The organism is Citrobacter sp. C6_1, from assembly GCF_014596835.2.
Taxonomy (GTDB): domain Bacteria; phylum Pseudomonadota; class Gammaproteobacteria; order Enterobacterales; family Enterobacteriaceae; genus Citrobacter; species Citrobacter pasteurii.
Window position 1 is genome coordinate 2,256,368 of sequence record NZ_CP115031.1, and the last position, 17,223, is coordinate 2,273,590.

The 17,223-nt window shown below is 52.2% G+C and carries 13 protein-coding genes and 1 pseudogene; 8 read left to right on the forward strand and 6 right to left on the reverse strand.

Translation table 11 applies throughout. The features are described 5' to 3' along the window. Positions 1 to 33: 33 nt before the first annotated feature. A complete protein-coding gene (gene ansP / locus IB196_RS11020; protein ID WP_040231004.1) occupies positions 34 to 1,476 on the reverse strand; it encodes an L-asparagine permease in 1,443 nt (480 codons plus the stop codon). Positions 1,477 to 1,754: 278 nt separating this feature from the next. Beyond that, positions 1,755 to 3,296: a PAS domain-containing methyl-accepting chemotaxis protein gene (locus tag IB196_RS11025; RefSeq protein WP_005126769.1), complete on the reverse strand. Its 1,542-nt coding sequence runs from the start codon at positions 3,294 to 3,296 to the stop codon at positions 1,755 to 1,757. 530 nt (positions 3,297 to 3,826) lie between these two features. On the opposite strand from IB196_RS11025, the gene IB196_RS11030 reads away from it, so the two are divergent. From IB196_RS11030 to IB196_RS11055, 6 genes and pseudogenes are all read left to right on the forward strand, one after another. Then, positions 3,827 to 4,825 carry an MsnO8 family LLM class oxidoreductase gene (locus IB196_RS11030; protein ID WP_005126770.1) on the forward strand — a complete coding sequence of 333 codons (999 nt, stop codon included), beginning with the start codon at positions 3,827 to 3,829 and terminating at the stop codon, positions 4,823 to 4,825. Continuing rightward, positions 4,825 to 5,946 (forward strand): amidohydrolase, encoded by a 1,122-nt coding sequence (locus IB196_RS11035; RefSeq protein WP_005126771.1) that lies wholly within the window; start codon positions 4,825 to 4,827, stop codon positions 5,944 to 5,946. Before IB196_RS11030 ends, IB196_RS11035 begins: the two co-directional genes overlap by 1 nt. Before the next feature lie 24 nt (positions 5,947 to 5,970). Beyond that, positions 5,971 to 8,229, forward strand: a pseudogene (locus IB196_RS11040) (NtaA/DmoA family FMN-dependent monooxygenase). A 9-nt stretch (positions 8,230 to 8,238) separates the two neighbouring features. Further along, positions 8,239 to 8,748, forward strand: coding sequence for a GNAT family N-acetyltransferase (locus IB196_RS11045; RefSeq protein WP_188231632.1), 510 nt, complete (start codon positions 8,239 to 8,241; stop codon positions 8,746 to 8,748). A gap of 9 nt (positions 8,749 to 8,757) precedes the next feature. Then, positions 8,758 to 9,684: an amino acid ABC transporter permease gene (locus IB196_RS11050; RefSeq protein ID WP_005126775.1), complete on the forward strand. Its 927-nt coding sequence runs from the start codon at positions 8,758 to 8,760 to the stop codon at positions 9,682 to 9,684. Further along, positions 9,668 to 10,441: an amino acid ABC transporter ATP-binding protein gene (locus IB196_RS11055; RefSeq protein ID WP_005126776.1), complete on the forward strand. Its 774-nt coding sequence runs from the start codon at positions 9,668 to 9,670 to the stop codon at positions 10,439 to 10,441. The genes IB196_RS11050 and IB196_RS11055 overlap by 17 nt, the downstream gene beginning before the upstream one ends. Before the next feature lie 36 nt (positions 10,442 to 10,477). Here the strand turns inward: IB196_RS11055 and IB196_RS11060 are convergent, their stop codons facing one another. Together IB196_RS11060 and IB196_RS11065 are read right to left on the reverse strand one after the other, a co-directional pair. Further along, positions 10,478 to 11,467: a zinc-dependent alcohol dehydrogenase family protein gene (locus IB196_RS11060; protein WP_005126779.1), complete on the reverse strand. Its 990-nt coding sequence runs from the start codon at positions 11,465 to 11,467 to the stop codon at positions 10,478 to 10,480. A gap of 89 nt (positions 11,468 to 11,556) precedes the next feature. Beyond that, complete coding sequence (locus IB196_RS11065; protein WP_040231018.1) at positions 11,557 to 12,486, reverse strand: LysR family transcriptional regulator; 930 nt, start codon at positions 12,484 to 12,486, stop codon at positions 11,557 to 11,559. A 120-nt stretch (positions 12,487 to 12,606) separates the two neighbouring features. Between IB196_RS11065 and IB196_RS11070 the strand changes: the two genes are divergently transcribed. Then, a complete protein-coding gene (locus IB196_RS11070; RefSeq protein ID WP_188231631.1) occupies positions 12,607 to 13,224 on the forward strand; it encodes a glutathione S-transferase family protein in 618 nt (205 codons plus the stop codon). Positions 13,225 to 13,293: 69 nt separating this feature from the next. Here the strand turns inward: IB196_RS11070 and IB196_RS11075 are convergent, their stop codons facing one another. Both IB196_RS11075 and IB196_RS11080 read right to left on the reverse strand, forming a co-directional pair. After that, positions 13,294 to 14,604 carry an MFS transporter gene (locus tag IB196_RS11075; RefSeq protein WP_040231023.1) on the reverse strand — a complete coding sequence of 437 codons (1,311 nt, stop codon included), beginning with the start codon at positions 14,602 to 14,604 and terminating at the stop codon, positions 13,294 to 13,296. Between the two features lie 75 nt (positions 14,605 to 14,679). Next, entirely contained in the window at positions 14,680 to 15,876 is a 1,197-nt protein-coding gene (locus IB196_RS11080) for an L-talarate/galactarate dehydratase (protein WP_182290467.1), read from the reverse strand. Positions 15,877 to 16,195: 319 nt separating this feature from the next. Here IB196_RS11080 and IB196_RS11085 point away from each other — a divergent pair, with 319 nt between their 5' ends. Beyond that, positions 16,196 to 17,200 (forward strand): LacI family DNA-binding transcriptional regulator, encoded by a 1,005-nt coding sequence (locus IB196_RS11085; protein WP_167335591.1) that lies wholly within the window; start codon positions 16,196 to 16,198, stop codon positions 17,198 to 17,200. Positions 17,201 to 17,223 lie beyond the last annotated feature (23 nt).

Below are 17,223 nucleotides of genomic sequence, written 5' to 3' on the forward strand. Positions count from 1 at the left end.
GGGTAGGCCAGAAATCTGACCTACCTTAAAGCGTTACGGCGCGGTACGGTGGATTTCCGCGACGCGTTTACGTACACCAAACCAGCCAGCGACCAGCAGAATGGCAATCAGCGGTAATGAGGCGATAGTGTAGGTCCCATTCGGATAGTCAAACGCCATCAGCACCAGCACAGCCAGTAAAAACAACAGTGTTAACCAGGACGTAAACGGCGCACCGGGCAGTTTGAAGTGAACGTCTGCCGCTTTGCCATCTTTAATGGCCCGACGCAGACGCATCTGGCACACCATAATGAAGGCCCACGATGCAATGATGCCCAGCGAGGCAAAGTTAAGCACGATCTCGAACACCTGCGAAGGCACCAGATAGTTGAGGAAAACCCCGACGACGTACACGACAAGCGTGGCAAGTATCCCGGCATAAGGTACGTGTTGACGGCTCATTTTGGCCATAAATTTTGGCGCAGAACCGCCCATCGACATTGAGCGCAAAATACGGCCAGTGCAGTACAAACCCGAGTTGAGGCTGGAAAGCGCAGCGGTAAGCACCACGATATTCATAATACTGCCAATATAGGGAACGCCGAGTTTGGAAAAGAAGGTAACAAACGGGCTTTGACCTGCCTGATAGGCATTCCACGGTAACAGCATGACCAGCAACACCACTGAACCCACATAGAACAGGCCAATTCGCCAGATAACGCTGTTAATCGCTTTTGGCACCATCGTTTGCGGATCTTTGCACTCACCCGCCGCAGTGCCTACCAGTTCAATGGAAGCAAATGCAAAGACGACGCCCTGTACCAGTACCAGCGCTGGCAGCAGGCCATGTGGGAAAAAACCACCGTTGTCGGTGATCAGATGAAAGCCCGTGGCGTTACCATCGAGCGGTTTTCCCGAGCCTAAAAAGACAGTCCCGACGACCAGGAAGATAACGATAGCCAGCACTTTGACCAGTGCAAACCAGAACTCCATCTCCGCAAACCACTTTACGCCGATCATGTTCATGGTGCCGACAATCGCCAGCGCGCCGAGGGCAAACACCCATTGCGGTACATCACCAAATGCGCCCCAGTAGTGCATATACAAGGCCACGGCTGTGATATCCACGATTCCGGTCATCGCCCAGTTGATGAAGTACATCCAGCCAGCCACATAGGCCGCTTTCTCACCTAAAAATTCGCGGGCATAAGAGACAAAGCTGCCGCTGGAAGGGCGGTGTAAAACCAGTTCACCGAGGGCCCGCAGAATGAAGAATGAAAAAATACCGCAGACCAGATAGACCAGTGCTAAAGCCGGTCCGGCCATTTGTAAACGTGCACCAGCCCCTAAAAATAACCCGGTACCAATAGCACCGCCAATGGCGATCATTTGTACCTGCCGGTTACCCATCGCTTTGTGATACCCCTCTTCGTGAGCATTCAACCAGCGTCGTTTCGCCGCGTGTTGTTCCGCGGCTTGCGTGTTGTGTGTGTTCATTACGTTTCCTGTTAACCTGACTAATTTACAAAATCCTTTTTGCCGCAGCAGCAGCAGCGAAAACAGCGTTACCCTTCATTGTGTTACCGTGGGAAAACTGTCGGCCGAGCATCCTACATTCAATTGAGAAGTGACGCAAAGCCTGGACACGGGGAAGTGGGAGGGTTCTGTGACCTGAATTGACGGGATGTGGACTCGATTCAGTAAAAATAGAGGCGGTGGGGAAATGCGAAGGAATGCGCTCATCCTGATCGTCAGCAGAATGAGCGCTATTTGCCTTATGCCGACACGCCAAAGACCTGCACGGCTTGCTGCAATCGCGATGAGCGCTGCGTTAAATCGGCAGTCGCGTCAGTGACACGCTCCACCATCTCGGCATTATTGTGCGTCATAGTACCAACACGCGAAATGGAATCATTAATCAGATCCAGCGCCTGGGTTTGCTCCCGCGTTGCCAGACTAATGTCTTTAATCATCATCGACATCTGTAATACATCGCTGATCATCCCGGTGAGATGCGTTTCTGTCTGTTCAACCATTTTTACACCGGTATTGACGTTAGCGACGTTCTTCTCAATAAGCTGTTTGATCTCTTTTGCCGCTGATGCAGAGTGTTGCGCAAGATTGCGCACCTCCGCGGCCACGACGGCAAAACCACGCCCTGACTCTCCGGCACGCGCCGCCTCAACAGCCGCGTTGAGCGCCAGAATATTTGTCTGGAAGGCGATGCTATCAATTACGCCAATAATGTCGACAATCTGACCATTATCACGAGAGATCGCCTGCATCATGGCGATAGTTTGTTTCATAATATCGCCGCCTTCAGCGGCATTGGTGCTGGTTTTATCGGCCATCGTCATGGTATGCGCCGCCGTCTCTGCAGTTTGCTGCACTGCACTACCAATTTCTTCGATGGCGGCAGCGGTTTGCTGAAGATCCGCGGATGTTTCTTCAGAACGTGTATGCAGCGCGATACCTTCTTTAGAAACGCGTTGGCTGATGGCCTGAATCCCGGATATTTGCGTACTGACGTCATCAACCAGTGAATTTAGATTAAGTCCGGACTGATTAACCAGTCGCATTAACATGCCGATTTCATCTACGCGATTTAAATGGCAGTTATCGGGTTTTCGCCCGGATACGACTTTCTTCATTTGAGTCAATAGTGTATTAACTGGCTGACAAATTTGGTACTTAAGGTAAATGGCAAATAACAGAAATAACGCCAGTAAACCGCCGGATTGAATAAAGTGATTTACGGGGGCGAAGATTAATAACAAAGAGATCAGGGTAACTACTCCCAAAGCATAATTGACGCGTTGACTAATACTCAACCATTTAAACATTGACGTCCATGCCAATATGCCACGGCGAATGATAATACCCTTAAAAAGACGGAACCCGCTAAGTTGTTGATTATTTATTTTTTCATACAACTGCTCACTCTGAGATATTTCGTCTCGCGAAGGAACAGTACGCACTGAGATGTAACCCGTTAACTTTTCATTGTGCCAAACGGGCGTGACGTTGGCGCGTACCCAGTAGTGGTCACCGTTTTGACGCCGGTTTTTCACCATTCCTGTCCAACTGTCACCCTGCTGCAACGTGTACCACATGTCAGCAAACGCAGCTGGAGGCATATCCGGATGGCGAATAATATTATGCGGTTCACCCATTAATTGACTTTCGTTAAAACCACTGGCATCGATAAACGCGGAGTTTGCATAGGTAATATGACTCTCTTTATCTGTCGTCGATAGCAGCGTCGCTTTACCGTTAAGTGTGTGCTCAATTTGTGTAACGGGCATGTTACTTTTCATAAAGGCCCCATGATGGTATGTATAATTCATACAAAGATCCCCGTAATAATACCAGGGGATATTAAAAAGCTGTTTTAAACCATTTTAATAAGAAACGCTGCATTCTCTACTAATCATCAGTTCTGTGAAAGTATTTAAAATAAAAAAATTAATGCGTGGAATCCATGTCTCTTTCATAAAAATGAAACAATTAATACAAGCGCATAACACAGGCAGGTATTTAGTCTGACTTAAATTAAATTAATTGCTGAACGCGTGCGTAAAAATAAATCAAACGAAAAGGATGTTGCCGTCTTTCCAGTATCAATAAAAAACCTATTATATTTTGTAGTATGCAAATACAAGTCATTTTTTCTGCATTGTGCCGCGTTCAAAACCGGAAGTTTGATTCCTGTTGGTATGAAGGTTATCCCTGACTGCTGCGGGGTTGGTTATCTGTTTTTTAGCTGAGCAAATGTGAATTAAATGTTTCTATATGGTTATTTGATAATTTAATAATACTGACATGTTAACAAATATAGGCCTGCAACATGTCATACCGCCTGAGTATTCTGGATAAAAGCCCCATCGGGGAAGGTGAAACTGCCGCAACCGCACTGGCCCGCACGCTGCGCCTGGCACAACGCGCAGAAGAGTGGGGATATCATCGTTTTTGGATAGCTGAGCATCACAATACGCCGCAACTTGCCAGCCCATCACCGGAACTGGTGATCGCCTGGATACTGGGACAAACCCAGCGCATTCGCGTGGGTTCTGGTGGCGTCATGCTGCAACACTATAGCCCCTACAAAGTAGCGGAAAACTTTAATCTTCTGGCCTCACTGGCGCCGGGACGTGTCGATCTTGGGGTTGGCAAAGCGCCAGGCGGCTTACCGCTGTCAACGCAGGCATTGCAGTTGGGTCTTCATCAGGAAGAAAAAGGCAGTTTCGCTGATCAGCTTGCTCAGCTGAACGCCTGGCTGGCGCTGACCGGGACAGAAAGCGGGCAGACGGTATTCCCGACACCGCTCCCGCCTGCACCTCCACAAAGATTTGTGCTGGGCGCGAGCGTAGAAAGTGCACGCCTGGCGGCAGAGTCTGACTGGAACTTTATTTTCGCGGCGCACCTGAACGGCGATAAAGCGTTACTGCATGAGGTCCTGAGCTTCTGGCAGGCCAACAGTTCACGTCCAACGATTGTCGCCGTGCAGGTTATTGTGGCTGACAGCAGTGATATGGCTGCGCAACTGGCGGAAGATGTACAAATCTGGGGCGTCGAGTTGGAGGATGGACAACGCGTCACCGTCGCCAGCGAAGAGCAGGCGCTGGCTTTCGCCGCGCAGGCGGGCAGCGCACCACGAACAATTGCCCGGCGTGAGCAGGCGTTACTGCAGGGTAGTGCCCAGGAGGTGGTGGCAACACTGCGTTCACTGCAGGTGCAATACGGTATTGATGAATTCATTATCGATACGCCGGTGGCCGAAGGTCAGGCGCGCCTGACATCGTTACGCCTGTTAGCGCAAGCCCATAGCACGATGGAGGTTGTCTGATGTCATTAGCCTCACAGCTTATCGACTGGCGTCGCGAGCTACATCAGCACCCGGAGCTGTCTCTCCAGGAAGTGGCGACAACAGCGCGTATTCGTGACTGGTTGCATGCTGCAGATGTCACTCTATTGCCGTTCAATCTGAAAACCGGAGTGGTTGCCGAAATCGGTCAGGGAGAAGATGTCATCGCGCTACGAGCGGATATCGATGCGTTACCGATAGAAGAAAGCGCCGATGTGCCGTTTCGCTCCCTCACGCCGGGAGTGATGCACGCCTGCGGGCACGATGTTCACACTAGCGTGATGCTCGGCGCCGCACTGTTACTTAAGCAGGAAGAAAACACACTACCGGGACGCGTGCGTATTTTGTTTCAGCCAGCTGAAGAGAGTTTCGGCGGCGCAAAAACGCTGATCCGCGCCGGAGCCCTGCAAAATGTGGCCGCGATCTTTGGCATGCACAACGAGCCCGGGTTGGAGGTAGGTGATTTTGCCACACGCGGCGGCGCATTTTATGCCAATGTCGATCGCTTCGTGCTGCGCATTAATGGCAAGGGCGCACATGCGGCGCGTCCGCATGAAGGCAAAGATGCCATCCTGCTCGCCAGTCAGCTGGTAACGGTGCTGCAAAGCGTTGCCAGTCGCGACGTTAACACGCTGGATTCAGTCGTGCTCAGCGTCACCCGCATTCAGGGCGGAAATACATGGAACGTGCTGCCTGAGTCCGTTGAGCTGGAAGGAACGCTCCGGACGCACCGTACGCAGGTGCAGCAGCAGGTTAAAAATCGGGTCAACGATATCGCAGCCGGATTTGCCCACGCCTTTGGCGCTCAAATCGACGTAATCTGGCATGCGGGACCGACCGCACTGGTGAACGACTCACGCTGGGCAGAGATTGCTAACGAAGTGGCAAAAAACTCCGGTTACACCACGCACTATGCCGACCTGCATATGGGCGGAGAAGACTTTGCCGTCTATCTGCAAAATACGCCCGGCGCATTTGTCAGTATTGGCAGCGCCAGTGAATATGGATTACATCATCCGGGATTTAATCCAGACGAACGTTTAATTGAACCTGCCGCACACTATTTTGTACATTTAGCAAAAACGGCATTCGCACACCTTTAATTTACCTGTTGGGTAGGGATTATTATGGCTGGAAATCGACAACTACGGCTCGGCACGATTCTGCATGGCGCATCGGGAAATATGTCCGCATGGCGTCATCCGAAGGCTCAGGCCGATGCCAGCATTAATTTTGATTTTGTCAAAGAGACGGCGCTTATTGCGGAAAAAGGAAAGCTGGATTTTATTTTTGTCGCCGACGGACTGTATATTAATGAAAAATCAATTCCACATTTTTTAAATCGTTTTGAACCGCTCACGGTATTATCCGCTTTGGCGAGCATAACCAAAAATCTGGGACTGGTGGGCACGGTATCGACGTCATACAGCGAGCCATTTACGACCGCACGGCAGTTCGCCAGCCTGGACCATCTCAGCCAGGGGCGCGCCGGGTGGAATGTGGTGACAACGCCATTGGAAGGCTCGGCAAAAAACTATTCGCGGGCGCAGCACCCGGAACATGCCCAGCGTTATCGCATTGCCGATGAATATTTACAGGTGGTGAAAGGCCTGTGGGATTCCTGGGAAGACGATGCGTTTACCCGTAATAAAGCGAGCGGTGAATTCTTTAACCCCCAAAAGCTGCACACACTCAATCATCATGGTGATTATTTTCAGGTGGCCGGCCCCTTAAATATTGGCCGTACGCCGCAGGGACGACCAATTATATTTCAGGCTGGGGCATCTGAAGATGGTAAAAAATTAGCTGCGCAGCATGCTGACGCTATTTTTACTCATCAGGCGTCGCTGGCAGAGGCCAAAGCGTTTTATCAGGATGTAAAAAGCCAGCTCGAAACTAGCGGGCGACATGCCGATCAACTGCATATATTCCAGGGTGTCAGCGTTATTGTGGGCGACAGCGAACAGGACGTTGAACAGCAATATCAAACCACCGCCGTGCTGGTCTCCATCACCGACGCGCTGAATTACCTGGGACGCTATTTTGAACATCATGATTTTAGCCAGTACCCGCTGGACGCACCGTTCCCGGATCTTGGCACCCTCGGGGAAAACAGTTTTCGCAGTACCACTGACGAGATCAAGCGCAATGCGCGGGAACGGGGATTAACCCTGCGTCAGGTGGCGCAGGAAGCTGCCAGTCCACGTCCACGTTTTAGCGGAACACCGGCGCAGGTTGCTGATGGTCTGCAGCAGTGGTTCGAGGAGCAAGCCGCCGATGGTTTCATCATTCAGGGGGGCACGCCAGATACCTTCCCACGGTTTGTCGAACAGGTTATTCCCGTGCTTCAGGCGCGCGGTTTATTTCGCCACGACTATCCCGGTACGACTCTGCGCGCAAGCCTGGGATTAGCGACACCTGCAAATCAATTCACACAATAAGAGAAAAACGCTATGCAGAAAAAATCACTACTTCTTGCGCTGTCACTGGCTTTCAGCGCGACAGTCTGGGCAAATGACGTCACCATCAACGGTACCGGCGTGAGCCTGGAGGCCAATAAAACGCCGATCAACACAGCAAAAAATCCGCAGGCGATTGCACAGTTGCCCACCAACCTGCACCTTGCTGTACCGGGTAAATTCACGGTCGCTATCGCCGGGCTGAGCCAGCCGCCGCTGACCGTGTTTGCCGATGATAATAAAACGCTCATCGGCAGCGAAGCGGACATCGCACGTCTGGTGGCCGACAGCCTGGGGCTGGAGTTGAACGTGGTGCCCACCTCATGGGAGGACTGGCCGCTGGGTGTGGCTTCCGGCAAATATGATGCCGCGATCAGCAATATTACCGTCACCAAAGCGCGCAAAGAAAAATTCGATTTTGCGACGTATCGGAAAGATTCCCTTGGTTTTTACGTCAAAACCGGCAGCAAGCTGAAGAAAATAGAGCAGGCGGAAGATATTGCCGGTCTGCGTATCATCGTCGGTTCGGGGACGAACCAGGAAGCTATCCTGCTGGCGTGGAACGAAGAGAACCTGAAGAAAGGATTGCCCGCATTTACGCCGGTGTATACCAAAGATGATGCTGCTCAGACGCTGGCGCTACAGTCAGGTCGTGCCGATGCCTATTTCGGTCCTAACGTTATCGGCGCGTGGAAAGCTGCGCTCAACGGCAAAACGCAACTGGTGGGCAGCGTTGATGGCGGTTGGCCAAAAGCGGCACATATTGCCGTGACGCTGAAAAAAGACAGCGGTCTGGTTCTGCCGGTACAAACCGCGCTCAACGGTGTGATCGGCAATGGCGACTATGACAAGGTGCTGAACCGCTGGGGCGAAGGCGTGGAACGCATTCCGCAATCTGAAATCAATCCGGCTGGTTTAGGCGACTAAGGGGGCTACGTGAGCGATCAATTCCGCGTTGTTTCGCCTGAAGCGGCAGAACTGCAGCCAATCCTTAACGGACTGTTTGGTGAGTATGCCGCCCGCTATGGTGATTATTTTTCCCGTGATGCTAAAGTGGAGCTAACCGAATGGTATCTGGCGCCGCAGGGGATCTTTGTGGTGCTGGAGCGCGGCGGCAAGATTATTGCTACCGGAGCCTACAAACCTTATGACCAGGACACGGCTGAGATTAAACGTATCTGGACCCAGAGCACCCTGCGTAAGCAGGGGCTGGCGGCACGCGTGGTACAGGAACTGGAGCGACGGGCGCTACTGGCAGGCTACAGTCGTATCTACCTGACCACCGGTTTTCGTCAGCCGGAGGCGGTTCAGCTGTACTTAAGTCAGGGCTACGATCCGCAATTTGATATTGCGCGGGATCCCGAAGAGTACAGCCAGCCACCGTTTGACGGACGGCTGCGCTTTACCAAACTGTTGACTGTCGCCGGTCAGGCGAGAATTGCCTGAGGAGAAAAGATGAAAACGACGGAAACCATCAAAGTCGTCCCGGCACGTTATCCGCTGCGCACCGTAGGGGCGATTATTGCCCTGTTTGTACTGGCGGTGATTGTCCAGTCGGTGGCGTTTAATCCGCGCTGGGAGTGGGGCGTGTTTGCCCGCTGGTTCTTCGATCCGGTGATTTTGTCTGGTCTTGGACAAACGCTGCTGCTGACGCTCATCGGCACGCTGCTGAGTATCATGTTCGGTGGCCTGCTGGCACTGGCCCGGCTCTCCTCATCCTGGTTGTTGAATAGCCTGGCATGGGGATACATCTGGCTGTTTCGCTCGTTGCCGCTGATCGTGGTGCTGATCATTTTGTATAACTTCTCGTATCTGTACGACACGCTGGCGATTGGCATTCCGTTTACCAACGTTCAGTGGGGCAGTTTCGCGACCATCAATGTACTGGGTCAGTTTTCCACTGCGGTGGTAGGTCTGACGCTGGTGCAAAGTGCTTATACCGCAGAAATTATTCGCGGCGGGTTTCTTGGGGTTGATCATGGTCAGTACGAAGCCGCAGCCGCGCTGGGTTTACCGGCCTGGAGGCGTACGCTGCGCATAATCCTGCCGCAGGCGCTGCGTACCATTTTGCCTGCCGGGTTCAATGAAATTATCAGTCTGGCGAAAGGTACGGCGATGGTTTACGTGCTGGCGATGCCGGAACTGTTTTACACCATCCAGATGATCTACAACCGCACCCAGGAGGTGATCCCACTGCTGATGGTCGGAGCCGTGTGGTATCTGGTGATCACCAGCGTTTTGTCATTAATTCAGCACCTGGTTGAACGCGCGCTGGCACGCAGTGAACGACGATCCGCTATTAACACCGCCCGGGTAAGTCGCGCAGTTAAACGCGACCGTCAAATTTCGTCGCAGGAGACCGTCCATGTCCCACTCGCCTGAAGGCCATATTTCCATTACCGGCGTCAGCAAGTACTTCGGTCGCCATAAAGCGCTCGATGACGTGTCGCTGGAGATCCCTCCCGGTACGGTAACGGTGATTCTCGGGCCATCGGGGTCGGGGAAATCTACCTTATTGCGAACCATTAACCATCTTGAGCGCGTTGACGAAGGCTTTATTCAAATCGATGGCGACTATATCGGCTATCGTCGGCAGGGAGACAAGCTGTATGAGCTGAAAGAAGCTGAAATCCTGCGCCAGCGCGTCAACGTGGGCTATGTGTTTCAGAACTTTAATTTGTTCCCGCATTTGACGGTGCTGGAAAATCTGATTGAAGCGCCAATAGCCCACGGGCTGGCATCGCGTAAAGCCGCTACCGAACGGGCATTAACGCTGCTTGATGCGGTTGGGCTGCGAAATAAAGCCGATGCCTGGTCGCGTCACCTGTCCGGCGGACAGCAGCAGCGTATTGCCATCGCTCGTGCGCTGGCGTTGAATCCGCGCGTGATGCTGTTTGATGAACCGACTTCCGCACTCGATCCTGAACTGGTGGGCGAAGTCCTGGATGTCATCAAAGCGCTGGCAAAGTCCGGCACGACGCTGGTGGTGGTGACGCACGAGATTGGTTTTGCCCGGGAAGTCGCGGATCAGGTGGTGTTTATGGTTGATGGCAAAATCGTCGAACAGGGCAGCAGCGAGCAGGTGCTGAATCATCCGCGTCATACGCGCACGCAGCAGTTTTTGTCGAAAGTGCTGTGAGGGTAATTTGCGGCACAAGGCTGTGCCGCACAGGGGTTACAGGGTGACGACGATTTTGCCCACCTGACCGTTAGCTTCCATGTACTGATGCGCGTTGACAATGTCATCAAAAGCGAAGGTTTTATCAATCAGTGGCTTGAGCTGACCGGATTGCAGTCCTTCAACGATAAACCGTTTCGCACGTGACAGTTTTTCCGGATCCGTAGTGATTTCGAAAATCTCATAACCACGAAAGGTCAGATGGCGACCGAGGATCTCAATTACCGGAATCGATAAATCACGCGCATCAAGAGAGCCATACTGGAAAAAGAGTCCGCCGGCAGGCATCACCTGGGCGATTTTTGCCACGCCAGGGCCACCGACCGGGTCGAAGACCACGCGGGTGCCTTTGCCGTCAGTGATCCGGTTAATCTCCGCCACCAGATCCTGCTCCTGGCTGGCGATAACCTCTGCCGCGCCAAGTTGCAGAAGCTGGGCACGTTTCTCACTGGTACGCGTCATCGCAATCGGTTTTGCCCCGAGCATATTGGTTATCTGTATCGCTGCCAGCCCGACGCTGCTGGAAGCGGCATTGATCAACACGTTATCGCCGGGTTTAATATCACCGTATTCCACCAGCGCGCCGAATGCGGTGGTATACATCATCCAGCTCGCCGCGGCTTCCTCGAAGCTAAGATTCTCGGGATGTTTTACGACAGCGTGGGCTGGAGCATTGACGACTTCACCGTACATACCATACTCATGGAAGCTGAACGCCGGGATGACGCTGACGCTATCGCCGGGCGCAAACTCACGCACGTTGTCTCCCACGGATTCAACAACGCCGGAAGCCTCATAGCCCAGACGCGCCGGGAATTTGGGTTGGTAAATATACTGGCCGGTACGATACATAATTTCCGCCCGGTTAATGCCGATTGCGCGTACGCGTATCTGAACTTCATCCGCACGAGGAGCCGGAACCGGCATATCCTGGAGTGTCAGAACCTCAGCGTCACCTCGTTGATTAAAAACCACGACCTTTGACATAGCAAACCTCTGTAAATTGTTCTGTATTGGGTCTGCACAATTTAACGGCTCAGATGAGGGTGAAAAACCGCCGTTGCGGAACTTAACTATTACTCAGATTGTAATAATCCCTGCAGGCGCGGTTTTTGCTCAGTAAAAAGCGCACACAGCCAGTCAATAAACACCCGCACGCGTGGGGCAAGATGACGCCTGTCCGGGTAGAGCACGGAAACGGGTTTTGCTTCCCCCGCATAGTCACCCAGCACCTCAACGAGCTTGCCCGACTGGATCCAGGGAGCCAGTACCGCGTGTACACCGCGGATGATACCGAGTCCGGATAAACAGCCTGTCAAAAGGATGTCGGAGTTATCAACGCTGATGTGACCTGTGGGGATGAACGACACGGTTTCACCCTCACGGACGAAGGACCATTCCAGCGCTTCACGATGACGTTCACTGAAAAAGTTAAGTGCCTGATGTCGGGATAAATCCTCTGGCGTCTGCGGTACGCCGTGTTTTTGCAAATAGTCCGGGGATGCGCATGTCACCATTTTTACCTCGCCAAGCCGTCGTGAAACCAGAGAAGAGTCTTGTAACTCGCCAATGCGAATCATGCAGTCGATACCTTCGGCAAGCAGATCGATTCTGCGGTCGGTGGAGGTGAGGACAATCTCAATATCCGGGTAACGCGACTGGAAATCGTTCAGGGCCGGGACTAATACAGAATGCGCCAGCGACAGGGGGGCATTCACCCTGAGTTTTCCGCGCGGAGGGCGAGTGGGGGAGAAAGAGGCCATGATGTCATCAACATCACCGAGTAATATTTTTGTGCGCTGATAAAAAGCGTCGCCCTCATCCGTCAGACTCACTTTGCGGGTGGTACGGTTAAGCAGCTTTACGCCCAAATCATCTTCAAGATGTTGAATCGCTTTGGTTACAGCAGGGCGATGCAGGTGTAACACATCGGCGGCTTTGGCAAATCCCCCTTGCTCCACGACCTGCACAAAAATGCTCATGTATTCAAACATACTCGAACGCATCTCTTATTCTCCTGATGTTGGTTCTGGCACGGATATTGTTATTATGAGAGTAATAATGATGACTGCATAGATTCACGCATGCTGCTCTACACTTAGGGTTTTAACATTGAGGGTTGCAGCATGATGAAAGTCTATGGGGTGCCGGGCTGGGGATCGGCCATCAGTGAAGTGATGCTTACACTGGCGGAGATCCCTTACACGTTTATTAATGTGGACGGCTTTGACAGCGACGGGCCTTCGCGGGCATTGCTAGAAAAAATGAATCCGCTGTGCCAGGTGCCCACACTGGTACTGGAAAATGGCAATGTGATGACGGAAACGGCGGCGATCGCGCTGATGATACTCGATCGTTGTCCTGAATTTGCGCCACCCGTTGGCCGCACCGAACGCCAACAGTTTCAGCGTCTGCTGATTTGGCTGGTGGCAAATGTCTACCCCACGTTTACCTATGCTGATTATCCCGAACGCTGGGCGCCAGATGCTCCGGCGCAGTTGAAAAAGAGCTGTATTGAGTACCGTAAATCTCTTTATATGTGGCTGAACGAGCAGTTAAGCGCCGAGCCGTACGCCTTCGGCGAGCAGCTCACGTTGCTGGACGTTTATATTGCCGTTATGCGCACCTGGGGGCCCGGACATGACTGGTTCCAGGATAATACGCCGAATATTAGCGCCATCGCGGACGCAGTTTGTCAAATCCCGCGGCTGCGTACTGTCCTGAAAAGCAATAAGATTATTTGAATAAAAAAACGCTGTTCCGCAGGAGTGCAATTCCCGGAACAGCGGGCGAACTATCGCCATAAGTTTAAATTACGCAGCAGAAGGCGTCAGCGTAATACGATCCAACGGCCCCACGATAAACAGATAAGAAATCAGGCCAATCAGCCCCATCGAACCAACGTACAGAATGGCGTAATCAAATGACTGGGTATTCGCCAGAATCACGCCGATCACCAGCGGCGTAATGATACTTGCCATGTTGCCGCACATATTGAATACGCCGCCAGCAATGCCGAGCACCTCTTTAGGTGAGGTATCGCTGAGTACGCACCATCCCAGATTGCCAAAGCCTTTGGCGAAAAACGCCAGACTCATCGCGGCGATAACCACAAATTCTGATGAAGTATAATTGGCAATAACGATGACGCAGGAAAGTAACATTCCGCAGATAACCGGCAGCTTACGGGCGACAGTCAGACTGTAGCCGCGTTTTAGTAGCCAGTCGGAGAACACGCCACCTAATAATCCACCGATAAAACCGGCAATAGCAGGAATACTGGCGACAAATCCCACTTTGAGGATCGACATGCCTTTAGCCTGATACAGATAGGTAGGAAACCAGGTCAGGAAGAACCAGGTAATTGACGTCACGCAGAACTGCCCGATATAAACGCCAATCATCATGCGATTGACGCAGACGCTCTTAATTTGCGTAAAGGTAATTTTTTGCGGCTCTTTTTTATTGCCCAGTGACGGTTCACCACCGCCTTCCCGGATATAGTCAATTTCCTGTTGGTTTACCTTTGGATGATGCATAGGATCTCTGACCTTCACCAGCCAGAAGATGCCAAGAATAACGCCAATCGCACCAATGTAATAAAAAACAAAGTGCCAACTGAGATTATGCAAAATAATCGTCATGAGCGGCGTAATAATCCCTAACGAGATATATTGCGCGGCCTGATAAACTGAGGTGACAAAACCGCGTTCGTTATTCGGAAACCACTGCACGCTTAATCGGCTGTTGGCCGGAAAGGCCGGAGCCTCAATGGCCCCCATCAGTAATCGTAAGATAATCAATACGACCAGTGGGCTGGCGTACAGATAAATTGTGCCCTGGAACATGGTCACCAGCGACCAGCCAATCAGGGCGCAACCGTAAACCAGACGAGAACCGTAACGATCAAGTAGCCAGCCGCCAGGCAACTGCATAATGACATAAGAAATACCAAAAGCGGAAAAGGCCAGCCCCATTGCTTCAGGATCAAAACCTAATTCTTTGCTCATTATCGGAGCCACCACGGATAACGTCGCGCGATCGGCGTAATTAAATACGGTGGCAAGAAACAGAAATATCAGAATGCCGTAACGCACTTTTGTGCGCTTTATTATTGTGTTCATCACCCACTCCTTTCATAAGGTTGAGAGCGTTTCTGTAGGGGAAGAGGGCGGGTGTTATTTACCCGCCAAAGTCAATTAAGGACGTTTACCAAACTCGCAGGTTAATTGCGTCCAGCGGCGCGCTTGTTCACTGATGCTGAACCCCAGACCGTGACGGTCAGATACCCACATCCGCCCGTCGCGCAGCTCAAGCTGTTCATTAAATAGCGGGTTCAGCCATTCGAAATGTTCCAGCCATGGCTCAAGCGGATAAGCGGCGGACAGATGCAGGTGAACTTCCATAGCGAAGTGGGGAGCCAGTTTGCGTCCGTGTTTTGCCGCCAGGTCCATAATTTTAAGGAACGGAGAAATCCCGCCCACACGCGGCGCATCGGGCTGCACAAAATCACTGGCATTGCCGAGGATCAGTTGTTCATGTTCGCGGAAGCTGGTCAGCATCTCACCGGTAGCAATCGGGGTATCCAGTGCGGCGGCCAGTTGAGCGTGGCCTTCTACATCGTAGGCGTCGAGCGGCTCTTCAATCCAGATCAGATTGAACTGCTCCATTTTACGTCCCATGCGGATGGCGGTTTCCCGATCCCACTGCTGATTGGCATCAACCATCAGCGGGAAGTCATCACCCAGCGCTTCACGTACCGCGGTTAAGCGGCGAATATCCTCGGCGCAGTTTGGCTGACCGACCTTGAGTTTGATGCCGCCAATACCGTTTTCACGTGAAATAACCACGTTTTTGAGTACTTGATCCAGCGGCGTATGCAGGAACCCACCGGAGGTGTTGTAGCATTGTACGGAGTCCCGATGCGCACCCAGCAGTTTTGCCAGCGGCAACCCTGCACGCTTGGCTTTCATATCCCATAAGGCGATATCGATAGGGGAGATAGCCTGAACCGCCATGCCGCTGCGCCCTACGGAAGCCCCAGCCCACAGCAGCTTGGTATAGATCTTGTCGATATCGTTTGGATCTTCGCCTAACAGGTTATCGGCAATTTCTTTGGCATGCGCGTAGATTCCCTGGCCGCCAGCCCGCTTGGAGTAACTAAATCCAACGCCTTCGAATCCGTCGCGACTGCGGATCTCGGCGATGATAATGGCAACTTCGGTTAAGGGTTTCTGGCGACCGGTCAGCACTTTGGCATCGCTTACCGGTGTTGCCAGAGGAAGGAAAGCCAGGGACAGCTTGACCCACTCGATACGGTCGCCAGTTTCTGCCGCGGTTTTTCCATTGGCCGATTTGGCATAGGTCACGGCATCGGAATTAGCGCTTAAAGACATAGTATTTTCTCCTGGTGATAACAAATGATTGCGCTAACATTTTTAGTGTTAGCGCAATCAGTGCGCCAGTGAATTGATTGTGATTTGAACAATTGCTCACAAATATAGAGATGAAAGGACGGAAACTTGCAAACAGCATCACATTCCAATACTTTATGGGAAAATGCACAACGTTATATGATGGCGCTATCATTTTGTTTGGTAATAATACGCTAAGCTGCTGTTTTCTCTGTGCTATGGTGGAGGGGCGCTGGCAATAGCCGAAATCATGATGAATAATGCCAGGGTAAATCAGCGATTTTTGACAAGGGCATCGACAGTGAAAAACGCCAGACCTCCGCGAGCACCCACGCTGGAAGATGTTGCCCGTACTGCAGGATTGTCACCCATGACGGTGAGCAGAGCGCTAAATAGCCCGCAGTTGGTGCGCCCGAAAACGGTGGAAAAAGTGATGCAGGCGGTACGCGCCACGGGGTATATCCCCAACGCGCTGGCCGGGGGGTTGGCGTCGCGTCGCAGCAAGCTTATCGCCGTGGTTGTCCCGCAAATTAATAACAATATGTTTGTCGATACCATCCAGTCATTAAGCGATGAACTGGCTGAACGCGGATACCACATCTTGCTCTGCGTATCAGGTTACACGCCGCAAACTGAAGCTGAGCTGGTGGCGACGCTGCTTTCTCGCCGCCCGGATGGCGTCGTGCTCACCGGTATCCATCATACCGTCGAGTTGAAAAAGGTGATTCTTAATGCGGCCATTCCGGTGGTGGAGATCTGGGATTTAACGCCAACGCCCATCGATATGCTGGTCGGTTTTTCACATGAAAAAGTGGGTCAGGCGGTGGCAGACTATTTGCTGAAAAAAGGTTATCGCCGTCCCGGTTTGCTATGGACAGCCGATCGCCGGGCCGGCCAGCGTAAACAAGGACTGTGCGATGCGCTGAGACGTCATGGTATTGCGGCTGACGCACAGGTAGATGTCCCGCTTCCGGCTTCTCTGGCATTGGGGCGCAGCGGGTTGACGCAGCTATTGGCTGATCACACTTTTGATGTCATTGTCTGTAGCTCAGATACCTTAGCCCAGGGGGCGATTATGGAAGCCGAAAGCCGTGGTTTACGCGTGCCGCAGGAGCTAGCGGTTATCGGTTTTGGCGATCTTGATTTTGCCGCCAGTAACCGGCCTGCTATCACCACAATCAGCGTCGACCGACGGGCCATTGGACAACGCGCGGCCTCGCTGCTTGCCGATCGTATCGAACAAATCCCGCGTGAAGACGATATTATTGATGTCGGATTTCACCTGGTTGAACGAGAGTCCGCATAAGTTACCTGCATCCCAAAACATTA

Coding starts and splice junctions, on each gene's coding strand:
- ansP (WP_040231004.1), bottom strand. CDS start 1,476: ATGAACACACACAACACGCAAGCCGCGGAACAACACGCGGCGAAACGA.
- IB196_RS11030 (WP_005126770.1), top strand. CDS start 3,827: ATGTCATACCGCCTGAGTATTCTGGATAAAAGCCCCATCGGGGAAGGT.
- IB196_RS11070 (WP_188231631.1), top strand. CDS start 12,607: ATGATGAAAGTCTATGGGGTGCCGGGCTGGGGATCGGCCATCAGTGAA.
- IB196_RS11055 (WP_005126776.1), top strand. CDS start 9,668: ATGTCCCACTCGCCTGAAGGCCATATTTCCATTACCGGCGTCAGCAAG.
- IB196_RS11025 (WP_005126769.1), bottom strand. CDS start 3,296: ATGAAAAGTAACATGCCCGTTACACAAATTGAGCACACACTTAACGGT.
- IB196_RS11050 (WP_005126775.1), top strand. CDS start 8,758: ATGAAAACGACGGAAACCATCAAAGTCGTCCCGGCACGTTATCCGCTG.
- IB196_RS11075 (WP_040231023.1), bottom strand. CDS start 14,604: ATGAACACAATAATAAAGCGCACAAAAGTGCGTTACGGCATTCTGATA.
- IB196_RS11060 (WP_005126779.1), bottom strand. CDS start 11,467: ATGTCAAAGGTCGTGGTTTTTAATCAACGAGGTGACGCTGAGGTTCTG.
- IB196_RS11065 (WP_040231018.1), bottom strand. CDS start 12,486: ATGCGTTCGAGTATGTTTGAATACATGAGCATTTTTGTGCAGGTCGTG.
- IB196_RS11035 (WP_005126771.1), top strand. CDS start 4,825: ATGTCATTAGCCTCACAGCTTATCGACTGGCGTCGCGAGCTACATCAG.
- IB196_RS11080 (WP_182290467.1), bottom strand. CDS start 15,876: ATGTCTTTAAGCGCTAATTCCGATGCCGTGACCTATGCCAAATCGGCC.